A 21,405-nucleotide genomic window follows, 5' to 3' on the forward strand; every position below is an offset into this window, starting at 1 on the left:
TCACCTTTTTATATTGTTCAATTTGAAAAGAAGGAAAGGCCGTCTGAAAAAAAAGAAGACCTTAATTGTTGTGTTCGGTATCACCGTCTTTAGACGGTTTTTGGGCAGGTAGGGCTTTAACCGGTAAGTCGTCCGGCATGACCATGCCCAGTGAAATCACATATTTCAATGCCTGATCCACACTCATGTCCAGCTCGCGCACATCGCTTTTTTTCACCATGATGTAATAGCCGCCGGTCGGGTTGGGTGTGGTTGGTACGTAAACGGAAATATAGTCGTCATCTTGCGGCAGGCTGCCTTTGAGTTTAGCAGGGATATGGCCGGAAACAAAGGCTATCGTCCAAATGCCCGGTTGCGGAAAGGGAACCAGTACGGGGGTTTTGAACGAGCGGCTGCTGTCGGAGAGCAGGGATTCGGAAACTTTTTTAACGCTGGAGTAGATGGATTTGACGACGGGAATGCGTCCCAAAAGGCTGTCCCACGCGCCTAGAATCCGTCTGCCCAATACGTTGGCGGCAAATACGCCGGTAACGAACAAGACGACTGTGGCGGCAACAATGCCCAAACCGGGTATGTTGAATCCCCAGAAATGCTGGGGCTGCCAGCTTTCCGGCAATAGGCTGATCAGTCTGTCGGCGGCGGATATGATGTAAGTCATCGCCCAGATGGTTACGGCAATCGGCAACCAAACCAGTACGCCTGTAATCAGGTATTTCTTTAAAGCCTTGGCGATTTTTCCGCTTTCGGCTGCGGCTTCTGTCATCTTTGTTTCATTCCGGCAAGTTTTGCCCAAACTTTGCATTATACGCGTTTGGGCGCTAGGAAACGAGTATTTTAAACGAATGGCTTGTTTTGTTTTATTGTTTCAGACGGCCGCCTTGATTGCACAGGCCGTCTGAAACAATATGGGGGAATTAGATACCGTCCCAGTCGTTGAACATCAGGCCGAAGCCGATGCCGTTTTGTTTGTGGTTGTAGTCAATCAGGCTTTCGCCATAGCCGTGGAAGCCGCGGACAACGCCTTTGAGTTTGCCTTTGATGGGGAAAGTATAGGCCGCTTCAACGGCGCCGCGTCCGCTTTTCGGGTTGTAACGCAGGACGGAATAAACATTTTGTTTGTCATTGAAGCGGTATTGGACTTTCAAATCGCCGTAGCCCATGTATTTGTTGATGTCCGGATTGTCATCGTCATCCCCTTTTTGGTCGAAGGCGCGCATCCAAACTCTAGGGATGACGGTCAGCTTGCCCCATTCCATGCCGGCCATGGCGTAAACCCGGTTCCATGAGCGTGATTCGGGGCGGCTTTGACCGTTGGACTGGTGAACAAAACCTGCGCCGACCATGCGCAGTTTGCCGCCGAAAGGCAGGTCTGCTTTAACGGGTTGGGTAATGAAGATTTCAGGCTCGTAGTCGGTGTTACGGAACGGAGCGGATTTGCGGCCTTGGTTGAAGATTTGCCAGTCGGATTTTTGGGTATAGCCAAACCATACGTCGGCACGGGTTTTGAATAAATCTTCGGCAATCTTGCTTTTGAAGGAAACCTGCATTTTGGTTTCGAGGCGTTTCTGCTCGCTGAATTTTTCCTGCGTGGTTACACCGCGACTGGGGGATTCCGGGTGGTAGTTGGGGCTGCTGTTGTACCAAACAGGCATGAGGTACATAGGGTTGTGTTCGCGTACGCTCAACAGGCCGCGTGTGTCGTTTTTATCCAAATCGTACATCAGGCTTAAAGGCGTGTAGCTGTCGGCAGTTTCGCTTAATACGTCGTCTGAAATATTCGGATGGGTAGGGTTGTTGAGTACGATGGCCGCTTCTTTTTTCTCAATGCTCTTGCGGACGCTTTGTTCGAGGTCAACCGGTGTTTTGGTGCTTTCGGTTTGCGCTTGCGGCAGTGGGGATTGAGGGGGGAGTTGCGCCGAGTAGATGTTGTCGTAACACGCCAAACGGGTGGCGTTGTCTTGAATGGTGGTGCAGTGTAGGGCGGTATCGGCTGCAGCCAGCGGGGCGGCGGTAATGAATCCGATACTTAGGGAATGTTTCAACATCTTGTTCATGAGAGTTTCCGTTGTTTTTCAGACGGCCTGATGAAGGGTAAATGGTTTTATTTGGTCGGTTTGGGCTGTGAATACGGCAATGCCCCTGAAAGGCAAGACCTCAGGGGCATCGTATCAGCTCGATTATCCTGCTTGGGTTGTCAGGATTTCCGGCATCTGCGTCAGTATTAAGCCAAAGCTTTTACTTTAGCAGACAGACGGCTTTTATGACGGGCTGCTTTGTTTTTGTGGAATACGCCTTTGTCAGCGATGCGGTCGATGACTTTAACGGATTCTTGGTAAACTGCTTGAGCAGCAGCTTTGTCGCCGGCTTCAACTGCTTTCAACACTTTTTTTACAGCGGTACGGAATGCAGTACGCAGGCTGGCGTTGTGGGCGCGTTGTTTAACCGACTGGCGGGCACGTTTGCGGGCTTGTGCGCTGTTTGCCATATTGAATATCTCCTGAAAAATAAATTCTGTAAACGCGCAATTTTAAAGACAGATTTCCTTGTATGCAAGCTTTTTCTCTATAAACGCGCGCAAATCAGCCGTATTTTGCCCAAAAACGACAGCCGGTGCAACGCTTTTGGTAAAAAGATGGTGTTGCTTTGCCTTATTTCAATAAAAATCAGATGGATATTGCTTTGCGTTTGCTTACGTTTCCATTACAATAGCCTAACTCTGCGCCGGGGTGTTTATGGGGTGCAGGGTTTCTTATTTATTGACATTAACCACTCTTTCATCAGGAATCTGCCCGTATGAAAAAATCTGTATTAGCCGTATTGGCCGCATTGTCTTTGGCCGCGTGCGGCGGTGGCGAGAAAAAAGCCGAGCAACCTCAAGCAGGCAGCGCGCCTGCTGCCAATGCCGAGGCAGCCGCTACCGATACTTTGAATATCTACAACTGGTCAAACTACGTTGACGAAAGTACAGTCGAAGACTTCAAAAAAGCCAACAATTTGAAGCTGACTTACGATTTGTATGAAAACAACGAAACGCTGGAAGCCAAAATGCTGACCGGCAAATCCGGCTATGACTTGGTTGTGCCCGGTATTGCCTTCCTGCCGCGCCAAATTGAGGCGGGTGCATACCAAAAAATCAATAAGGATCTGATTCCGAACTATAAAAACATCGACCCTGAATTGCTGAAGATGTTGGAAACCGCCGACCCGGGCAATCAATACGCCGTTCCATACTTCTCAGGTGTGAATACGATTGCGATTACGGCGAAGGGTAAGGAGCTTTTGGGCGGAAAATTGCCTGAAAACGGCTGGGATTTGCTGTTCAAACCCGAATACACCAACAAGCTGAAATCTTGCGGCATCGCTTTGTGGGATACACCGAGCGAAATGTTCCCAATCTTGTTGAATTACTTGGGTAAAGATCCTAAAGGCTCGAATCCTGAAGATTTGAAAGCAGCGGCGGAAGTTTTGAAAACCATCCGTCTTGACGTGAAACGTTTCAGCCCTTCCATCATTGACGAATTGGCACGCGGCGACATCTGCTTGGCGGCAGGTAACGGCGGCGACTTGAACTTGGCTAAAGCGCGTTCTGAAGAAGTGAGAAATAATGTCGGCATCGAAGTGTTGACTCCGAAAGGCATGGGCTTCTGGATTGAGTCTTGGCTGATTCCGGCCGATGCGAAAAACATCGCCAATGCCCACAAATACATCAACTACACGCTTGATCCCGAAGTGGCTGCGAAAAACGGTATCGCCGTAACCTTCGCACCGGCCAGCAAACCGGCACGCGAAAAAATGCCTGCCGAGCTGGTGAACACACGTTCTATTTTCCCGAACGAGCAAGATATGAAAGACGGTTTCGTCATGCCTCAAATGAGCGCAGATGCGAAAAAACTGTCTGTCAACTTGTGGCAAAAAATCAAAGTCGGTTCAAATTAATATTGAGCTGATTGTTTGATGCAAAGGCCGTCTGGAATTTTTCAGACGGCCTTTTTTAATGTCCCAATCTTTATCGTTTCAAAGCCAAAGTCAACACACCTGCCGTTACCAAACCTAAGCCTATCCATTCCTGCGTACTTGGGCGTTCGTCTAAGAAAACGACGGCCATCAGGGCGACCAAGACCAGGCTGAATTTGTCGACAGGGGCGACTTGTGAGGCGTTGCCCAGTTGCAGGGCTTTAAAATAGGCGAGCCAAGATGCGCCGGTAGCAAGGCCGGATAGGATGAGGAATGTCCAGTTGCGGCCGGTAAAGCCGTTCACACCCTGCCATTTGCCGGTGTAGGTTAAAAACAATAACAAAGCGGCAAGGATGACTAAGGTGCGGATGAAGGTGGCGAAATCTGAATCTATACCCTGTAAACCCATTTTGGCGAAGATAGCGGTCAATGAGGCGAAGCCTGCCGATGCCAATGCCCAAAACAGCCATGCGTTGCTGCTCATGTTTTATTCCTTTGTTTTAAATTGTTGACAATATGAATCCGCTTGTTAATGAAATATCGAAATTTTCACTGCGGTTTGTCTTTGGAAAACGCTATAATAGAACGAATATTCTTTTTCTTCCAGCCGTCTTTATTGTATTGTTTCAGATGGCCTTTCCCTCTCTCAATAAAGGAAAATCATGAGCTTCAAAACCGATGCTGAAATTGCCCAGTCTTCCACCATGCGCCCGATTGGTGAAATTGCCGCCAAGCTGGGTTTGAACGTTGACAACATCGAGCCCTATGGTCATTACAAAGCCAAAATCAATCCTGCCGAGGCATTCAAGCTGCCGCAAAAACAAGGCCGTCTGATTTTGGTTACCGCCATTAATCCTACTCCTGCGGGTGAGGGTAAAACCACTGTAACCATCGGTTTGGCAGATGCATTGCGCCATATCGGCAAAGATTCGGTGATCGCCCTGCGCGAGCCTTCTTTGGGTCCGGTGTTTGGTGTTAAAGGCGGTGCTGCAGGTGGCGGCTATGCCCAAGTTTTGCCGATGGAAGACATCAACCTGCACTTCACCGGCGACTTCCACGCCATTGGTGCGGCGAATAACTTACTCGCCGCCATGCTCGACAACCATATCTACCAAGGCAATGAGTTGAACATCGATCCGAAACGCGTGCTGTGGCGTCGCGTGGTCGATATGAACGACCGTCAGTTGCGCAACATCATCGACGGCATGGGTAAACCTGTTGACGGCGTGATGCGTCCTGACGGTTTTGACATTACCGTTGCGTCCGAAGTGATGGCGGTATTCTGTCTTGCTAAAGACATCAGCGATTTGAAAGAGCGTTTGGGCAACATCCTTGTCGCCTATGCCAAAGACGGCAGCCCTGTTTACGCCAAAGATTTGAAAGCGAATGGCGCGATGGCGGCATTGCTCAAAGATGCGATTAAGCCTAACTTGGTACAAACCATCGAAGGTACGCCTGCCTTTGTACACGGCGGCCCGTTTGCCAACATCGCCCACGGCTGCAACTCCGTTACCGCCACCCGCCTGGCGAAACACCTTGCCGATTACGCCGTAACCGAAGCAGGCTTCGGCGCGGATTTGGGTGCGGAAAAATTCTGCGACATCAAATGCCGTCTGGCGGATTTGAAACCTGATGCGGCTGTTGTCGTGGCCACCGTCCGCGCGTTGAAATACAACGGCGGCGTAGAACGTGCCAACCTTGGCGAAGAAAACCTTGAAGCCTTGGCAAAAGGTCTGCCTAATCTCTTGAAACACATTTCCAACCTGAAAAACGTATTCGGCCTGCCTGTAGTGGTTGCCATCAACCGCTTCGTGTCCGACTCCGATGCCGAGTTGGCCATGATTGAAAAAGCCTGTGCGGAACACGGCGTTGAAGTTTCTCTGACCGAAGTATGGGGCAAAGGCGGCGCGGGTGGTGCAGACTTGGCGCACAAAGTCGTCAATGCCATCGAAAACCAACCGAATAACTTCAAGTTTGCCTACGATGTTGAGTTGGGCATTAAAGACAAAATCCGTGCGATTGCCCAAAAAGTGTATGGTGCGGAAGATGTTGATTTCAGCGCGGAAGCGTCTGCCGAAATCGCTTCACTGGAAAAACTGGGCTTGGACAAAATGCCGGTCTGCATGGCGAAAACCCAATATTCTTTGAGCGACAACGCCAAACTTTTGGGCTGCCCTGAAGGCTTCCGCATTACCGTGCGCGGCATTACCGTTTCTTCCGGTGCGGGCTTCATTGTTGCCTTGTGCGGCAATATGATGAAGATGCCGGGTCTGCCGAAAGTTCCGGCTGCCGAGAAAATTGATGTGGACGCAGAAGGCGTGATTCACGGCTTGTTCTGATTTAGATTGATTTTGAAATAGATAAAGGCCGTCTGAAACGAGGTTTCAGACGGCCTTTTATAATTTAAGTGAATTTCAACCGGCTTTTTAAGAAATTGAAGAAATTGTCTATCATGTCGAACATCGTATTGCGGTCTTCGCCAAACAAAGAAATGCTGCGGTCTTTGCTGATTCTGTCATACGCGGCAAAAATGGTTTTAAGCTCTTCAGTGGTCAAGCGCAGTTGCTTTTCGTACAAGATGCGGCTTAAGAGCGTTACTTCCGTCGCGTTTAAATCAGGGAAGAGATGACTGATCCACAGTTCCATGGTGTATTGGACAGATCTGTTGATTTTGTCTCTTTTTTTGCTTTCTTGAGTTTGATGTATCCTGTAAAACAACAAAGGTTCGGGCAGATTGGCAAAGGTTTTGCCATGTAGGGCGCATTGCACCCACATATGGAAATCGGGCGCGGTTTCTGTCGCGGTGTAGTTTATCCCGAGGTTTTTAATGCTGTCGTGCCGCCACATGGTGGTGGGGTTGAACATGTTTTGGGCGGCAAAGGAGAGAAAAGCTTTAATGTCTTTGTCGAGCAGGGGAAGGTCGCTTAAAACGGGTTCTCTTCCGGTTTGGTCATTAAAAAAGATGGTGGCTTGGCTGCCGACAATATCGATTTCGGGATGGCTGTCTAAAAACTGAATCTGTTTTTCAAAACGATCCAAGGCGCAAATATCGTCCGCGTCCATTCGTGCCACATATTCGACCTCTACGTCTTTGAGCATATCCATGGCAAATTGGCAGGCAAACGGCTCGCCCCTGTTTTCCGGAAGGTGGAAAACCTGCAAACGTGAATCTTTGGCTGCGTAAGCCTCGAGGATTTTGCCGGTTTTGTCTGTTGAAGCATCGTTGATGGCGATGACGAAAAAGTCGCGGAATGTTTGATTCAATACCGAATCCAAGCATTCGGGCAAATAAGCTTCGGCACAATAGGCCGGCAAAATAACGGCGAGTTTCATGTTTGCTTTCGATGTGTTTTGATGTGTAGTCGGTGGAAGATTTTACTATAAATTTCCCAAAAGCTAAGGCCGTCTGAAACCTTATTGCCAAGTTTTCAGACGGCCTTAGTGTGAATCTGATATACGGATTATTTAATGATTTGGTTCAATTCGCCTTTGGCGTATTTGGTTGCCATTTTTTCCAAAGAAATCGGTTTGATTTTGCCAGCTTGGCCTTCGCAACCGAATGCGAGGTAGCGGTCAAGACAGATTTGTTTCATGGCTTCGACGGTTTTGCTCAAGTATTTGCGCGGGTCGAATTCGGCTGGGTTTTCTGCCATGAAGCGGCGGATGGCACCGGTAGAGGCGAGACGCAAGTCGGTATCGATGTTGACTTTGCGGACACCGTGTTTGATGCCTTCGACGATTTCTTCAACCGGTACGCCGTAGGTTTCACCGATTTTGCCGCCGTGTTCGTTGATGACTTTCAACCATTCTTGCGGAACGGAGCTGGAGCCGTGCATCACGATGTGGGTATTAGGCAGGGCTTGGTGGATTTCTTTGATGCGGTCGATACGCAATACGTCGCCTGTGGGCGGACGAGTGAATTTGTATGCGCCGTGGCTGGTGCCGACGGCAATAGCCAATGCGTCAACGCCGGTATCTTTAACGAAACGTACGGCATCTTCAACGCTGGTCAGCATTTGGTCGTGGGAAAGTTTGCCCACTGCGCCGACGCCGTCTTCCTCGCCGGCTTCGCCGGTTTCGAGGTTGCCCAATACGCCGATTTCGCCTTCAACGGACACGCCGCAAGCGTGGGAGAAGTTGACCACGGTACGGGTGGCGTTGACGTTGTATTCGTAAGAAGAAGGGGTTTTGCCGTCTTCCATCAGCGAGCCGTCCATCATCACGGAGGAGAAGCCCAGTTGGATAGAGCGTTGGCACACATCAGGAGATGCGCCGTGGTCTTGGTGCATCACGACAGGGATGTGCGGGAATTCTTCGACTGCGGCCAAAATCAGATGGCGCAGGAATGGGGCACCTGCGTATTTGCGTGCGCCTGCGGATGCTTGAACGATAACGGGGGCGTTGACTTGATCGGCCGCCTCCATGATGGCGCGCATCTGTTCGAGGTTGTTAACGTTGAATGCGGGCAGACCGTAGCTGTTTTCGGCAGCATGGTCCAATAATTGGCGCATGGATACGAGTGCCATGAGGAGCTCCTGAAGTAGTGAAGGGTAAATTTATCCAATAAATTATAATGTTTTTTGAAATGAAAGACTACAAGCTGTTACATTGTTTTTATATATTAACGAACAGGGTCTCAGTTTATAATGGCAGAGTATTGAAAACGGGTGTGCAAAATGGATAGGATTTCGGTAGCCGAGTGTGATAAGCCTTTGTTTCAGACGGCCTTGACGGTGCAGGTGGGCGATGTGAACTATGGCGGCCATCTGGCAAACGATGCTGTGTTGCGTTTGTGCCATGAAGTGAGGATGCGTTGGCTGGCGAAGCTGGGTTGGAGTGAAATGGATGCCGGAGGGGCTGGCCTGATTATGGCGGATGCGGCGGTGCAGTATTTGGCGCAAGGTCATCATGGCGATGAGCTGTCGGTAGAAATGGGGGCAGCGGGCGTGGCCGGAGTGGGCTTTTCTTTGCTGTACCGTATCTGCAGGATTTCAGACGGCCTTGTGCTGGCGAAAGTGCAGACAGGCATGGTGTGTTTCGATTATGGCAAGCAACGAGTTTGCCGTCTGCCTTCGGCATTGAAAACGGCATTGGAGGCCGTCTGAAATGGCGGAATCAAACAATTTTGCGCTTCATCTTGAACGCTATCTGAAAACCTTGCTGCAACAAGGCAAGTCGGAGCATACCGTTTCCGCTTATCGGCGCGATTTGAGTGAGTTGATGCGCCTGTTGCCCGATAACCTGGGAAACGGCCTGCCGACGCGCCGTGATTTTGTGGCGGTATTGAAAAAGCTGTCGCAAAAGGGCTTGAGCGAAAGCAGCTTGGCGCGGAAATTGTCGGTGTGGAGGCAGTATTGCAGTTGGCTGGTGCAGATAGAAGTCATGGAAAGCGACCCGACATTTAATATGAAAGCGCCGCGCCTGCCCGAGCGCCTGCCCAAAGCGCTGCCGCAAGAACCTTTAAACCATATTCTCGACCATGCGCCTGTTGATGACGAGCTGGATGTGCGCGATAAGGCCATGTTTGAGTTGATGTATGGCAGCGGTTTGCGCCTGAGCGAGATACAAGGTTTGAATCTGGACGGTATTGTCTTGGGCGAAGGCTGGGTCAGCGTGAAGGGTAAAGGCGGCAAGCAGCGGCAAGTGCCTTTGGTGGGCAAGAGCATTGCGGCATTGCGCGATTATTTGGCAGTACGTATTGCCAAAGAGGGCGAGCAGGCCTTGTTCACCAATAAGAACGGCGGTAGGCTGGGGCAACGTCAAATCCAAAAACGCCTGCAGGCGTGGGCAGTGCGCGTGGGCAGCGCCAGCCATATCTCGCCGCACATGATGCGCCACAGCTATGCAACCCATCTTTTGCAGGCATCGGGCGATATCCGCGCTGTGCAGGAATTGTTGGGACACAGCAATCTTTCTGCTACGCAAGTTTATACAAAGCTGGATTTCGACCATTTGGCGCGTGTTTATGATGAGGCGCACCCAAGGGCAAAACGGAAAAAATGATTTTGTTTGAATCAGGCCGTCTGAAAGAATGTTTTCAGACGGCCTGATGTTTTATGGATAAAAAATACAGATGATTTGAAACCATTTGAATTTTTATCGGTCTGATGAGGTTTCAATATTGGCCTGATGTGCGGATGGCATAAAGATTGTAAGAGTCGATGGCTTTTTTAATACCGTTTATCTTTTCAGATGGCCGCTTGTTTGATAATATTAGTAATGAGAGCTAATATCATATTATGATATGCAGCCTTTAAAACAGCAGGTCTATAAACTTTCTCTATAAGCATTAATGCTTATTTTGACTGTAAAACGACTTGCAAACGGGAATTGTTGCTATTAACATAACGGAATTATGGATAAAAAACGAATTTTAACTCCAGCCGTCGTGACTTCCGTTGCGTTGATTCACGTCGGCTTGGTTGCACTTTTATGGCACGCGCACAAACCACCTCCTGTCGAAATGGCGAATATTGAATTTGTCGATTTGGGCGATTTCGGCGGTGGCGACGGTAGCCCTGAGGGCGAAGGCGCACCTGCCGCCCCCGAGCCTACCCCCGAACAACCAAAACCCAAGCCGAAACCCAAACCTAAGCCTGTCGAGCCGCCCAAACCTGTTATCAAACCTGTGGTAACGAAAAAAGAAAAAGCGGATATCGTACAGCAAAAGGAAAAACCGAAACCTATCGAGAAACCTAAGCCCGAGCCTAAGCCGGAACCCAAACCTGAGCCGAAGCCCGAGCCAAAACCTGAACCAAAACCAGAGCCGAAGGCAGAACCTAAACCATCTCCCAAAGCATCTGAATACTCAGGCAGCAAAACCGGGCCGAATACTGCGGAAAACGGTAAAGGCAACGGCGAAGGCAAGGCCTTGAGCGGAGAAGGAAAAGGCAACGGCGGCGGTACGAAAGGTACAGGCAGCGGCCGTGGCGAAGGCAGCGGATCCGGCAGCGGTGGTGCGAAAGGCGAACATGGCTCCGGTACTGGTGGCGGAGGTGGTGGCAGCGGTACAGGTGCCGGCAGCAGTAAAGGCAATCCGGCAAAAGGAACCTGCCATATTCCAAGACCTCCGTATCCTTCACTGTCCACTGAAAATGGTGAAGAGGGCTTGGTTGTTTTGAAAGTCTTGGTTGGTCCCGGCGGTAAAGTGGATTCAATTAGTGTGAATAAATCAAGTGGTTATAGTCGTCTGGATAACGCAGCGCGTAAAGCCGTTAAGGATGGTAGCTGTCATGCAAGCGTTTGGACTGAATTTAAAGTACCTGTCAAATTCACGCTCGAATAAGTATCTAGGCCTAAGCTGATTGATTAGAAAATATATGCTGTTGGGAAATGATTTTAAATGACCCGATAGAAATTTTAATTTTATTTTTAACTTGGAAAAATTATGGATTTAAGTTTAGTTTTCAAATCAGGTGATGTGGTACTGATTGGTGTATTTGTCCTGATGTTGTTGATGAGCGTGGTAACATGGAGCGTTATCGTGATCCGCTGCATCAAATACTGCAAAGCGAAAAAAGGCAATGCTCAGGTAAAAGAGTTGATGCTGAATGCGTTTACTCTGGCCGATGCTGTACAGAAAGCCAAAGCGGTAGAAGCACCAATGAGCAATGTTGCCGATGAGTCTCTGCGCGCATACCAAAACTACCGTCAAACGACAAGCAAATCGCTGATTGACGAATTGCCTTTGAACGAATACTTGGTTGTTCACATCCGCAACAGCATGTCCCAAACCATGCGTCAGTTCGACTACGGCATGACCGCGTTGGCCTCTATCGGCGCAACCGCTCCGTTTATCGGTCTGTTGGGTACTGTTTGGGGTATTTACCATGCTCTGATCGGCATCAGCGAAAGCGGCCAAATGAGCATTGCTGCGGTAGCCGGTCCGATTGGCGAGGCTTTGGTATCGACTGCCGTCGGCCTGTTTGTAGCGATTCCGGCTGTATTGGCATACAACTTCCTCAATCGCGGTACAAAAACCATCGCGCAAGATATGGACGCATTTGCACATGACCTGCATGTCCGCCTTCTGAACCAAAAGGATTAAACCATGGCTTTCGGATCAATGAATTCCGGCGATGATGCGCCGATGTCGGATATCAACGTTACACCTTTGGTGGACGTGATGCTGGTGTTGCTGATTGTATTTATGATTACCATGCCGGTGCTGACCCACTCGATTCCTTTGGAGTTGCCGACTGCTTCGGAAAAAGCGGCGAAAGAGGATAAGCAGCCTAAAGATCCTTTGCGTTTGAGCATTGATGCCAGTGGTGCTTATATCGTTGGCGGCGATTCCGATACCAAAGTGGATTTGGCAACGGTAACTGCCAAGCTGAAAGAAGCCAAAGCGAAAAACGAAGATGTGATTGTGGCGATTGCGGCGGATAAAGCGGTTGAATACGATTACGTTAACCAAGCCCTGCAAGCGGCACGCGAAGCCGGTATCAGCAAAATCGGTTTTGTAACGGAAACCAAAGCGCAATAATCTTTTGAATACAGTAAAGGCCGTCTGAAATTTGAGTAAAGTTTCAGACGGTCTTTTGTTGTATTTGGTAACTATATGTCCAGGCTGTATAATTAGCGGATTAAATTTAATAACGACAATACAGGAACCGCCATGACAGAAACCATCGAACGCGACAGTATGCAATACGATGTCGTGATTGTCGGCGCAGGCCCGTCGGGTTTGTCCGCCGCCATCAAACTCAAGCAGCTTGCTGAAAAGAATGGACGCGAAATCAGTGTTTGTGTGGTGGAGAAGGGTTCGGAGGCCGGTGCGCACTCGCTTGCCGGTGCCATCATCGATCCGATTTCTTTGAATGAGCTGATTCCCGATTGGAAAGAAAAAGGCGCGCCGCTGACGCGTACAGTGACGAAGGACAGGGTTTTGTTCCTGACCGAGAAAAAAGCCTTCAACTTGCCGGTTACCCCGAATTTCGACAACCATGCGAACTATATTGCCAGCTTGGGCGAAGTCGTGCGCTGGCTGGCAGAGCAGGCGGAAAATATGGGCGTGGAAATCTATCCGGGCTTTGCCGCTGCCGAAGTGCTGTATCACGAAGACGGTTCGGTCAAAGGTATTGCGACCGGCAATATGGGTGTGGGCAAAGACGGCGAACCGACCGATTCATTCCAGCCAGGCATGGAGCTTTGGGCGCAGCAAACCCTGTTTGCCGAAGGCTGTCGCGGCTCGCTTTCCAAGCAAGTCATTGAACAATTTAAGCTCGACCAAAACAGCGAGCCGCAAACTTACGGCTTGGGCATTAAAGAAATTTGGGAAGTGCCGTCTGAAAAACATCAGCCCGGTTTGGTCATGCACAGCGCAGGCTGGCCGTTGGACAGCAAAACCTACGGTGGCTCGTTTATTTATCACTTTGACGAAAACAAAGTCGCTGTCGGTTTTGTGGTCGGCTTGGATTATCAAAACCCTTATCTGTCGCCGTTTGAAGAGTTCCAACGTTTCAAAACCCATCCCGAAATCCGCAAAACCTTTGAAGGCGGCCGCCGCATTGCTTATGGCGCGCGTTCGCTGATTGAAGGCGGTTTGCAAAGTTTGCCGAAGCTCTCGTTCAAAGGCGGCGTTTTAATCGGCGATGCGGCGGGTTTCCTCAATATGCCGCGCATCAAAGGCATTCATACCGCGATGAAATCCGCCATGCTCGCCGCCGAAGCCGTGTTCCCCTTGTTGGAAAACCTTGAAGAAGTGGAAAACTTCAACAACGGCAAAGAGGCGACGGATTATCAGCAACGTTTTGAACAAAGCTGGCTGTATCAAGAGCTTTACGCCGCGCGTAACGTCCGTCCGTCATTCAAATGGGGCGTTTACCTCGGCTCAATCTATACCGGCATTGACCAGATGATTTTCAGAGGCAAGGCCCCGTGGACCTTGAAACATCACGGCAAAGACAACGAGCAACTCAAAAAAGCCGCCGCGTGCAAGCCGATTGATTATCCGAAACCCGACGGCGTGTTGACCTTCGACCGCTTAAGCAGCGTCTTCCTCGCCAATCTTGCGCACGAAGAAAACCAGCCCGACCATTTGGTGCTGAAAAATCCGCAGGTCATGATAGACGTAAACTACAAAGAATACGCCTCGCCCGAAACCCGCTATTGTCCTGCCGGCGTGTATGAAATCGTCGAAGAAAACGGCAGCCCGCGCCTGCAAATCAACGCCGCCAACTGCGTACACTGCAAAACGTGCGACATCAAAGACCCGACGCAAAACATCACTTGGATTTGTCCCGAAGGCGCAAGCGGGCCGAATTACGGCGGAATGTAATTGACTGTTTGAAGTCAAAACCTAAAGGCCGTCTGAAAAATTTCAGACTGCCTCTATCCTATTATTTCATCAATGGACGCATTATGAACACACGCATTTGGCAGGCAGGCCGATTTGAAATCGCCTTGGACAAACCGAAAATCATGGGCATCGTCAATATGACCCCCGATTCACTTTCCGATGGCGGCACCTATTCGCAAAATGTCTCAATAGCATTGGCACATGCCGAGCAGCTGCTGAAAGACGGCGCGGATATTCTTGATATCGGCGGCGAATCTACCCGCCCGGGTTCGGATGATGTTTCTCTCGAAGAAGAATGGGCCAGAGTGCAGCCGGTTTTGGCGGAAGTGGCCAAGTGGAATGTTCCCGTCAGCTTGGACACGCGCCACACGGCAATCATGGAAAAAGCCTTGGCGCAAGGCGGCGTCGATATTATCAACGATGTTGCCGCATTGAGTGATGAAGGCGCAGTCGCATTATTGGCTCAACAGCCGACGACAGGCGTGTGTCTCATGCACATGCAGGGTTTGCCCAAAACCATGCAGCTTAATCCGCAATATCAAGATGTCGTCGAAGAAATCACGCGTTATTTAAAAGCACGCGCGGCAGAATGCGTTCAAGCAGGCATTGACCCTGAACGCATCACGCTCGACCCCGGCTTCGGTTTCGGCAAAAACCTGCAACACAACATTACCCTGATACAACATTTGCCTGAGTTGATGGAAGCAACCGGATTCCCCCTTCTGATCGGCATATCGCGCAAAAGCATGATTGGCGAGCTGACAGGCGAACAAGATGCCTCTAAACGCGTACACGGCAGCGTCGCAGCCGCTTTGGCCACAGTCGCCCGAGGCGCGCAAATCATCCGTGTTCACGATGTCAAAGCAACATCGGACGCTTTGAAAGTTTGGGAAGCATTGGGCATATCGGCATAATGCCCGAATAGAAAACCAACAGGCCGTCTGAAACATTTGCCCGGCATCTTGAACAAGCAACAAGTTATGCTATAATCCGCTTTTACTCTTGACGGGTCTGTAGCTCAGGGGTTAGAGCAGGGGACTCATAATCCCTTGGTCGTGGGTTCGAAACCCACCGGACCCACCAAATATTAAAAATGCCCGAGGCTTTTGGCTTCGGGCATTTTTGTATTCATTGTTTTTGATGGGGTTAACATTCAAATTGATAAAGGTGAAGAGATAATTTACACTGCGAAATTAGGTTCAGGTAGTGGATTTTCGACAAATGGAACTATAGGGTGGCAATGGACAGCATTTAAGAAAAAAACACCAAATATAAGATTAAAAGCACCAATATCTAAGTTTAGTGCAAATGTAAGGAAAAATTAAATGATAGCATTAATACCTTATATATTTTTTGGTTTGATATTTTTGTATCTTGTTACTATAGTAACTAATTTTGTATTGGTCTATAAAATTCTAAAATCAGAAGGAATGACCTTAAGTTTTTTTGAGTATTTCATTACTGCTAGGTTTATGAGTTTTAAGTTTTTTAGGGTTTTATTTGGGTGGAAAAAATATCAAATAGATCTTATTTAAGGGCATTGAGAATAAATTGTATCTTTGCTACAATTATTTTTCTGTTAGAAGCTTATCATTATATTTTGTGATTTTGCTTCCTAAGCCTCATAACTACGACCCCAGGTAGAATACAATGAAGAATAATGTTAAAAATTGGACAACGAAAGAAGTCAAGCAATCATTAGATGAATTTAATGATGTTTTAATTAAAAATACTTTTCTTCTTCAGTATCTGAAAAAAGAGTTTTTAGCTTCAAGTGCTTATTGTTTGTCTATGCTGCCTGAAGAAGAAGATATATATGAAATATTGGTTAATGGGAATATTATTGTTGATTTAGAATTTAATAAACATACAAATGAAACAGTTGTTATTAATGTTACTGATGTTGATGAATACTTGAAAACTTTAACCAATGAGAGTGGTAGAGTATTTTTTACATTAGCAAAAGAAATCGGCAAACAGAAAAACATTTAACAAGAGCGAAATACAAATTTAAAACTCAATGGAGTGATGGCGTATTTAGGATAGATATGTTGAATGAAAAAAAACAAATCTTTGTTTTTGGGGCTGACGTAGATTAGCAGTATGGAAATTTTTGTCGTGTAGGAATATGTCGCCCAGACTTGCAAGCAACGCTTCCATCAGGTAAAAGAGTGTATATTGAGTACGATCGAAGCACTTCATCGCGCGGAATACCACACGCAGATAGAATATTCAGCAATGATAAAAATGCTATTGTTATTTTAAGGACGTTAGATTGATTATGTAATTACTCTACGGTATTTGGCTTCATTACCATTGCCAGAAGGTTAATCTGTAGAAAAAGTGTAATCATTTTAATGGTTGATATTTTATAAACCAAAATAATACCGTCTGAGATTTCACAATCCAGACGGTATTTTATATTCTAAAGAAATATTTACAAGGTAAAACTCTATGGACTCATAATCAAAATTATGTTCATCATGGCTACGAAAGTTTTACTAACATTCCCAATTTTGTATTGGAAAAAGACCGTTACGTTGATTGGGAAGATACTTGGCGTACTTTTTGACTAGGGAATAAGTAAATGGAGAGCAGTTACTTTTTGCTTGCTCTGGTCGATATCTTTCTACTATTAATTTTTCCGAGTAATACTACATGCCCCTATATTGAGAGGCTGATGATTATTTCGATATAGCTGGACTGTTTTTCAGACGGCCTGAAGATTTAATCAACCATTCTGCGTATTTCGTTGATTGGGATACGCGGGGTATAGAGTATGTCGTAGGTTGGTTTGTCCAAAAGATCTTGCAGGGAGTATTGATCTAAATGGTTGAAGAAGGCTTTGATGGCGCCGGTAATGATGCCGGTCAGTCGGCAGGAGGGGGTGATAAGGCATTCGTTGTTATCGCCCATGCATTCGACAACTTGCATCGGCTCAAGATGGCGTACGACTGCACCGATATTGATGTTTTCAGGATTGTCTGCCAAGCGCAAACCGCCGCCTTTGCCGCGCACGCTGACCAGAAAACCACCTTTGACTAATGAGGTAACCACTTTCATCAAATGGCTTTTGGAAATATTGTAAGTCTCGGCAATGGTGCTGATATTGACGAGGGTGTCATCATTGATGGCGGTATAAACCAATACGCGCAATCCGTAATCGGTATGTTGGGTCAGATACATGGCTGGCTCTTTAGATATTTTTATTATATGTCAAAAGCATAGTGCTTGGAGAGAGGCTGTTTGACTTTATGTGGGGTTGGGTTTCATAATATCTGAAACATTTGAATTAATCCAGTTTGACAGACTGTTGCCATTATAACGAACTTATGAAACCCTTGAAACGCCACCCTGCATTAATAGAACTTTCCCGTGAGCATCATGGCTCGCTGTCGTTGTGCGTCCGTCTCCTGCGTACGCCCGAGCAAAGCCATCAAGCGGAGCTGGATCCTCATTTTGTGGAACTTGAGCCACATTTTTTGGAGGAGGAAACCATGTTTGCGCCGTATTGGGATAAGGTTGATCCGGCGTTGAGACAGCGTTTTGAAGGTGATCATGCCAAGTTGCGTGCGATGATGGCTCATCCTGAATATATGAATGAATCATGGAATAAGGATTTTGCGGTAACTTTGCGCGATCATGCGCGTTTTGAGGAACGCGAGCTTTTTCCTGCGATTGAACCTTTTTTGCCTTTGCCTGAGAATGTGTAATAGGGAAGGGAATCGATGGCCGTCTGAAAAGTTTCAGACGGCCTCTGTTGCTGTTTTATGATGATATAAAAATTGAAGGAACCACCATGAACGATTTGTTCAAACATCCTGTATGGGCAATGGCCTTCCGCCCGTTTTACTCGTTGGCGGCTTTGTATGGCGCATTGTCTATATTGCTTTGGGGCTTCGGCTATCAGGGTACGCCTGAATTGCCGGGTTTTTATTGGCATGCCCATGAAATGATTTGGGGCTACGCCGGATTGGTCGTCATTGCATTCTTGCTGACGGCCGTGGCAACTTGGACTGGCCAGCCGCCCACACGCGGTAAGGCGTTGGCAGGTTTGACTGCATTTTGGCTGCTTGCGCGTTTGTGTGCGTTTATTCCCGGCTGGGGTGCGACGGCAAGCGGTATATTTGGTACGATCTTTTTCTGGTATGGCGCGGTATGCATGGCTTTGCCGGTAATCCGTTCTCAAAACAAGCGCAACTATGTTGCCGTATTTGCTATTTTTGTTTTAGGCGGTACCCATTTCGCGTTCCATATGAAAATGCAGCCGTTTGATGCCATTGCGCTGATGACCGGTTTGCAATCCGGTTTGATTATGGTGGCCGGCTTTATCGGTTTGATCGGCATGCGGATTATCTCGTTCTTTACGTCCAAACGCCTGAACGTGCCGCAAATTCCCAGCCCTCAATGGGTAGCGCACGCATCGCTTTGGCTGCCTATGCTGACTGCCATGATGATGGCTCATAACATATTGCCGGGATTGGCTGCTTTGTTCTCTTTTGCTGCCGGTGTGATTTTTACCGTGCAGGTGTACCGCTGGTGGTATAAAGCCGTACTGAAAGAGCCTATGCTTTGGATTTTGTTTGCTGGCTATCTGTTTACAGGCTTGGGCTTGATTGCTGTCGGTCTTTCTTATTGGATTTCAAGTTTCCTGAATTTGGGCGTACACCTTATCGGCGTTGGCGGTATCGGCGTGCTGACTTTGGGTATGATGGCACGAACTGCGCTTGGCCATACCGGCAACTCTATTTATCCGCCGCCTAAAGTGGTTCCTGTCGCCTTTTGGCTGATGATAGCCGCAACGGTTATCCGTGTTTTGGCTACCTTTGTGAGCGGTACGGCATACACGCACAGTATCCGTTGCTCCGCCGCTTTGTTTGCCGTGTCTCTGCTGTTGTACGCATGGAAATATATTCCTTGGTTGATCCGTCCGCGTTCGGATGGTCGTCCGGGTTAACGGTTTGGCAAAATGAAAAGGCCGTCTGAAAAGTTTCAGACGGCCTTTATTTCTTGATAACAAAAAAGCCTTTCAATGTATGAAAGGCTTTCATTGAGACTGTGGCCTCGCCAACAGGAATCGAACCTGTATTTTACGCTTAGGAGGCATACGTTCTATCCGTTGAACTATGGCGAGGAGTTAAAGGAGGGGATTTTAAACCTTTCCGGCAAAAAAAGACAATAAGCCGGCGGCAATCAAAGGGCCGACCGGAATGCCGCCGATAAAGGCAACGCCGATGACCGTGCCGATTAATAATCCGGTTACCAAAACAGGCTGTTCGCTCATCAATGGAACGCCGCGTCCGGCAAGCCAGGCAACCAAAATGCCGATCAGGACGGCGGCAATCATTTTGAAATTGATAAACTCGGACAGCGGCGGAATCTGGATTTTACCGGAAACCAGTGGACTCAATACGCCGATGGTCAGCATAATGATGCCCACTTGTAGGCCGTGTTTTTCCACGAAGGGAATGTATTGCGACAAAGCGGTTTGCTGCATCAACAATAAGACGGCCGCTGAAATTGTAATCGAGTTGTTGTTGCTGACAACGCCTAAAAAAATCAGCGTAACCAGAAACAAAGGGACAAAACTGAAATTCATCGGATTAAGATACTCGGGCCAAGGATTCTTTTGCCAGTTGGATCATAGCATCTTTGACTTCGCTGTCAGGCAACACGTTTAATGAAGCGATGGCTTTGTCGACGGCTTTTTTCGCTTCGGAAATCGAATACGGCAAAGCGTCGGAGTTGACGACATAGTCGTGGATTTTTTCAAAATAGCTGCGGTCGGCATTTTCCAAAGCATGGCGCACATCGTTGGCTGTCTGCTCGGAGCCGTTTCGCATCAGGTAAATCAATGGCAGGGTAGGTTTGCCTTCTGCCAAATCGTCGCCGACGTTTTTGCCGATTTCTTCGGTTTCGCCTGAATAGTCCAATACATCGTCAATGATTTGGAAAGCCGTACCGACGTACATGCCGTAGTCTTTCAAGGCTTGCTCGTGTTCGGGGGACGCCTTGCCCAAAATTGCGCCGACTTGAGCGGCCGCTTCAAACAGTTTGGCTGTTTTGTATTGGATAACTTGGACGTATTGCTCTTCGGTAATATCCGTATTGCCGATGTTCATCAGCTGCATGACTTCGCCTTCGGCGATGATGTTGGTCGCATCTGCCATCACTTCCAAAATACGCATGCTGCCCGAACCAACCATCAGTTGGAAGGCGCGTGTATATAGGAAGTCGCCGACCAAAACAGCCGCCGCGTTGCCGAAGAGGTTGTTTGCGGTTTTACGGCCACGGCGCAAATCGCTTTCATCGACGACATCGTCGTGCAGGAGGGTGGATGTGTGGATGAATTCCACCATCGCTGCCAGCGAGTACAGTTTTTCATCGTCATGCCCGACTGCTTTGCCTGCCAAAATGGTAATAATCGGACGCAGGCGCTTACCGCCCGCGCTAATGATGTATGTGCCGATTTGCGAAATCAGCGCAACATCGGATTGAACAGCTTGGTTGATGACCGCATTAACTTTGGCAAGGTCATCGGGCAGGTGGCGTTGGAAGTAAGGCAGGTTTTCGAGCATAAAACATTCTCTGTTGATAAAACGGAGCGGGGGCTCCAATGAATCTGTTTAAACCCGTACATTCGGTCGGGGTAATAATGTTGCATAAAGATATCAGCAATCCAGCGCGTGATTATATCAGTTAAAAAGCATGCAACATATCTTTCAGACGGCCTTTTCACTTGTAAATAAAATAAATTTTGACAAAACAGGCAAATAGAAATAGAATAGCTCGTTTCGCACATGGTGTGCGGAATGTTAACCTAATTCTATGGAGTTGAGTATGTACGCGGTCGTAAAAACCGGCGGTAAACAATACAAAGTTTCCGTTGGCGAAAAATTGAAAGTAGAACAGATACCAGCCGAACTCGACAGCCAAATCGAACTGACTGAAGTTTTGATGATTGCTGACGGCGAATCTGTAAAAGTAGGCGCACCTTTTATCGAAGGTGCAAAAGTAACAGCTAAAGTCGTTGCTCATGGTCGTGGCGAGAAAGTACGCATTTTCAAAATGCGTCGTCGCAAACACTACCAAAAACGCCAAGGCCATCGCCAAAATTTCACCCAAATCGAAATCGTGGCAATCGCCTAATT

General features: G+C 48.1%; 23 protein-coding genes and 2 tRNA genes. 15 read left to right on the top strand and 10 right to left on the bottom strand.

Annotated features, from left to right (window positions below; all coding sequences use genetic code 11):
• Positions 1–61 precede the first annotated feature (61 nt).
• The 3 genes from ACTHR7_RS03550 to rpsT all read right to left on the bottom strand — a co-directional run bounded on the left by ACTHR7_RS03550 (position 62) and on the right by rpsT (position 2,485).
• Positions 62–763, bottom strand: a complete 702-nt coding sequence (locus ACTHR7_RS03550; protein ID WP_101756094.1) for a DUF502 domain-containing protein — start codon at positions 761–763, stop codon at positions 62–64.
• A gap of 151 nt (positions 764–914) precedes the next feature.
• The gene (locus ACTHR7_RS03555; RefSeq protein WP_440370328.1) at positions 915–2,054 is read right to left on the bottom strand and encodes a phospholipase A; all 1,140 of its coding nucleotides are present in this window, start codon (positions 2,052–2,054) and stop codon (positions 915–917) included.
• A 167-nt stretch (positions 2,055–2,221) separates the two neighbouring features.
• Positions 2,222–2,485, bottom strand: a complete 264-nt coding sequence (gene rpsT, locus ACTHR7_RS03560; RefSeq protein ID WP_002212556.1) for a 30S ribosomal protein S20 — start codon at positions 2,483–2,485, stop codon at positions 2,222–2,224.
• 308 nt (positions 2,486–2,793) lie between these two features.
• Here rpsT and ACTHR7_RS03565 point away from each other — a divergent pair, with 308 nt between their 5' ends.
• Positions 2,794–3,936 carry an extracellular solute-binding protein gene (locus ACTHR7_RS03565; RefSeq protein WP_440370329.1) on the top strand — a complete coding sequence of 381 codons (1,143 nt, stop codon included), beginning with the start codon at positions 2,794–2,796 and terminating at the stop codon, positions 3,934–3,936.
• A gap of 70 nt (positions 3,937–4,006) precedes the next feature.
• Here ACTHR7_RS03565 and ACTHR7_RS03570 read toward each other — a convergent pair whose 3' ends face one another.
• Positions 4,007–4,438: an EamA family transporter gene (locus ACTHR7_RS03570; protein ID WP_107792106.1), complete on the bottom strand. Its 432-nt coding sequence runs from the start codon at positions 4,436–4,438 to the stop codon at positions 4,007–4,009.
• Between the two features lie 178 nt (positions 4,439–4,616).
• On the opposite strand from ACTHR7_RS03570, the gene ACTHR7_RS03575 reads away from it, so the two are divergent.
• Entirely contained in the window at positions 4,617–6,293 is a 1,677-nt protein-coding gene (locus tag ACTHR7_RS03575) for a formate--tetrahydrofolate ligase (RefSeq protein ID WP_440370330.1), read from the top strand.
• A 64-nt stretch (positions 6,294–6,357) separates the two neighbouring features.
• Here ACTHR7_RS03575 and ACTHR7_RS03580 read toward each other — a convergent pair whose 3' ends face one another.
• Both ACTHR7_RS03580 and fba read right to left on the bottom strand, forming a co-directional pair.
• Complete coding sequence (locus ACTHR7_RS03580) at positions 6,358–7,287, bottom strand: glycosyltransferase family 2 protein (protein ID WP_107868104.1); 930 nt, start codon at positions 7,285–7,287, stop codon at positions 6,358–6,360.
• Between the two features lie 128 nt (positions 7,288–7,415).
• Complete coding sequence (gene fba, locus ACTHR7_RS03585) at positions 7,416–8,480, bottom strand: class II fructose-bisphosphate aldolase (RefSeq protein ID WP_070829890.1); 1,065 nt, start codon at positions 8,478–8,480, stop codon at positions 7,416–7,418.
• A 150-nt stretch (positions 8,481–8,630) separates the two neighbouring features.
• On the opposite strand from fba, the gene ACTHR7_RS03590 reads away from it, so the two are divergent.
• From ACTHR7_RS03590 to ACTHR7_RS03635, 10 genes are all read left to right on the top strand, one after another.
• Positions 8,631–9,059: an acyl-CoA thioesterase gene (locus ACTHR7_RS03590; protein WP_440370331.1), complete on the top strand. Its 429-nt coding sequence runs from the start codon at positions 8,631–8,633 to the stop codon at positions 9,057–9,059.
• A 1-nt stretch (position 9,060) separates the two neighbouring features.
• On the top strand, positions 9,061–9,957 hold the full coding sequence (locus ACTHR7_RS03595) for a tyrosine recombinase XerC (protein WP_440370332.1): 897 nt from the start codon (positions 9,061–9,063) through the stop codon (positions 9,955–9,957).
• Positions 9,958–10,309: 352 nt separating this feature from the next.
• Positions 10,310–11,239, top strand: a complete 930-nt coding sequence (locus ACTHR7_RS03600) for an energy transducer TonB (RefSeq protein ID WP_150536857.1) — start codon at positions 10,310–10,312, stop codon at positions 11,237–11,239.
• A 102-nt stretch (positions 11,240–11,341) separates the two neighbouring features.
• Positions 11,342–12,001, top strand: a complete 660-nt coding sequence (locus tag ACTHR7_RS03605; protein WP_049321979.1) for a MotA/TolQ/ExbB proton channel family protein — start codon at positions 11,342–11,344, stop codon at positions 11,999–12,001.
• A gap of 3 nt (positions 12,002–12,004) precedes the next feature.
• Positions 12,005–12,439 (top strand): ExbD/TolR family protein, encoded by a 435-nt coding sequence (locus ACTHR7_RS03610; RefSeq protein ID WP_049328855.1) that lies wholly within the window; start codon positions 12,005–12,007, stop codon positions 12,437–12,439.
• 132 nt (positions 12,440–12,571) lie between these two features.
• Positions 12,572–14,233 (top strand): electron transfer flavoprotein-ubiquinone oxidoreductase, encoded by a 1,662-nt coding sequence (locus tag ACTHR7_RS03615; RefSeq protein WP_440370333.1) that lies wholly within the window; start codon positions 12,572–12,574, stop codon positions 14,231–14,233.
• A gap of 83 nt (positions 14,234–14,316) precedes the next feature.
• Positions 14,317–15,168 (top strand): dihydropteroate synthase, encoded by an 852-nt coding sequence (folP, locus tag ACTHR7_RS03620; protein WP_440370334.1) that lies wholly within the window; start codon positions 14,317–14,319, stop codon positions 15,166–15,168.
• 93 nt (positions 15,169–15,261) lie between these two features.
• Positions 15,262–15,337, top strand: a tRNA-Ile gene (locus ACTHR7_RS03625).
• Between the two features lie 23 nt (positions 15,338–15,360).
• Positions 15,361–15,579, top strand: coding sequence for a hypothetical protein (locus ACTHR7_RS03630; protein WP_315038185.1), 219 nt, complete (start codon positions 15,361–15,363; stop codon positions 15,577–15,579).
• 325 nt (positions 15,580–15,904) lie between these two features.
• Positions 15,905–16,246 carry a hypothetical protein gene (locus ACTHR7_RS03635; protein ID WP_440370335.1) on the top strand — a complete coding sequence of 114 codons (342 nt, stop codon included), beginning with the start codon at positions 15,905–15,907 and terminating at the stop codon, positions 16,244–16,246.
• Positions 16,247–16,981: 735 nt separating this feature from the next.
• On the opposite strand, the gene ACTHR7_RS03640 is transcribed toward ACTHR7_RS03635, so the two are convergent.
• Entirely contained in the window at positions 16,982–17,440 is a 459-nt protein-coding gene (locus ACTHR7_RS03640; RefSeq protein ID WP_296186551.1) for an RrF2 family transcriptional regulator, read from the bottom strand.
• Positions 17,441–17,586: 146 nt separating this feature from the next.
• Here ACTHR7_RS03640 and ACTHR7_RS03645 point away from each other — a divergent pair, with 146 nt between their 5' ends.
• Together ACTHR7_RS03645 and ACTHR7_RS03650 are read left to right on the top strand one after the other, a co-directional pair.
• Entirely contained in the window at positions 17,587–17,967 is a 381-nt protein-coding gene (locus ACTHR7_RS03645) for a hemerythrin domain-containing protein (protein WP_070459407.1), read from the top strand.
• A gap of 86 nt (positions 17,968–18,053) precedes the next feature.
• Positions 18,054–19,211, top strand: coding sequence for an NnrS family protein (locus ACTHR7_RS03650; RefSeq protein WP_315611170.1), 1,158 nt, complete (start codon positions 18,054–18,056; stop codon positions 19,209–19,211).
• A 102-nt stretch (positions 19,212–19,313) separates the two neighbouring features.
• On the opposite strand, the gene ACTHR7_RS03655 is transcribed toward ACTHR7_RS03650, so the two are convergent.
• The 3 genes from ACTHR7_RS03655 to ispB all read right to left on the bottom strand — a co-directional run bounded on the left by ACTHR7_RS03655 (position 19,314) and on the right by ispB (position 20,832).
• Positions 19,314–19,388 (bottom strand) — tRNA-Arg (locus ACTHR7_RS03655).
• An 18-nt stretch (positions 19,389–19,406) separates the two neighbouring features.
• A complete protein-coding gene (locus ACTHR7_RS03660; RefSeq protein ID WP_440370336.1) occupies positions 19,407–19,853 on the bottom strand; it encodes a DUF441 domain-containing protein in 447 nt (148 codons plus the stop codon).
• A gap of 4 nt (positions 19,854–19,857) precedes the next feature.
• Entirely contained in the window at positions 19,858–20,832 is a 975-nt protein-coding gene (gene ispB, locus ACTHR7_RS03665; protein WP_440370337.1) for an octaprenyl diphosphate synthase, read from the bottom strand.
• Between the two features lie 262 nt (positions 20,833–21,094).
• Between ispB and rplU the strand changes: the two genes are divergently transcribed.
• Positions 21,095–21,403, top strand: coding sequence for a 50S ribosomal protein L21 (gene rplU / locus ACTHR7_RS03670; protein ID WP_002216394.1), 309 nt, complete (start codon positions 21,095–21,097; stop codon positions 21,401–21,403).
• Positions 21,404–21,405: the final 2 nt, after the last annotated feature.

Source organism: Neisseria sp. P0007.S010 (genome assembly GCF_051962875.1).
GTDB lineage: Bacteria > Pseudomonadota > Gammaproteobacteria > Burkholderiales > Neisseriaceae > Neisseria > Neisseria subflava_A.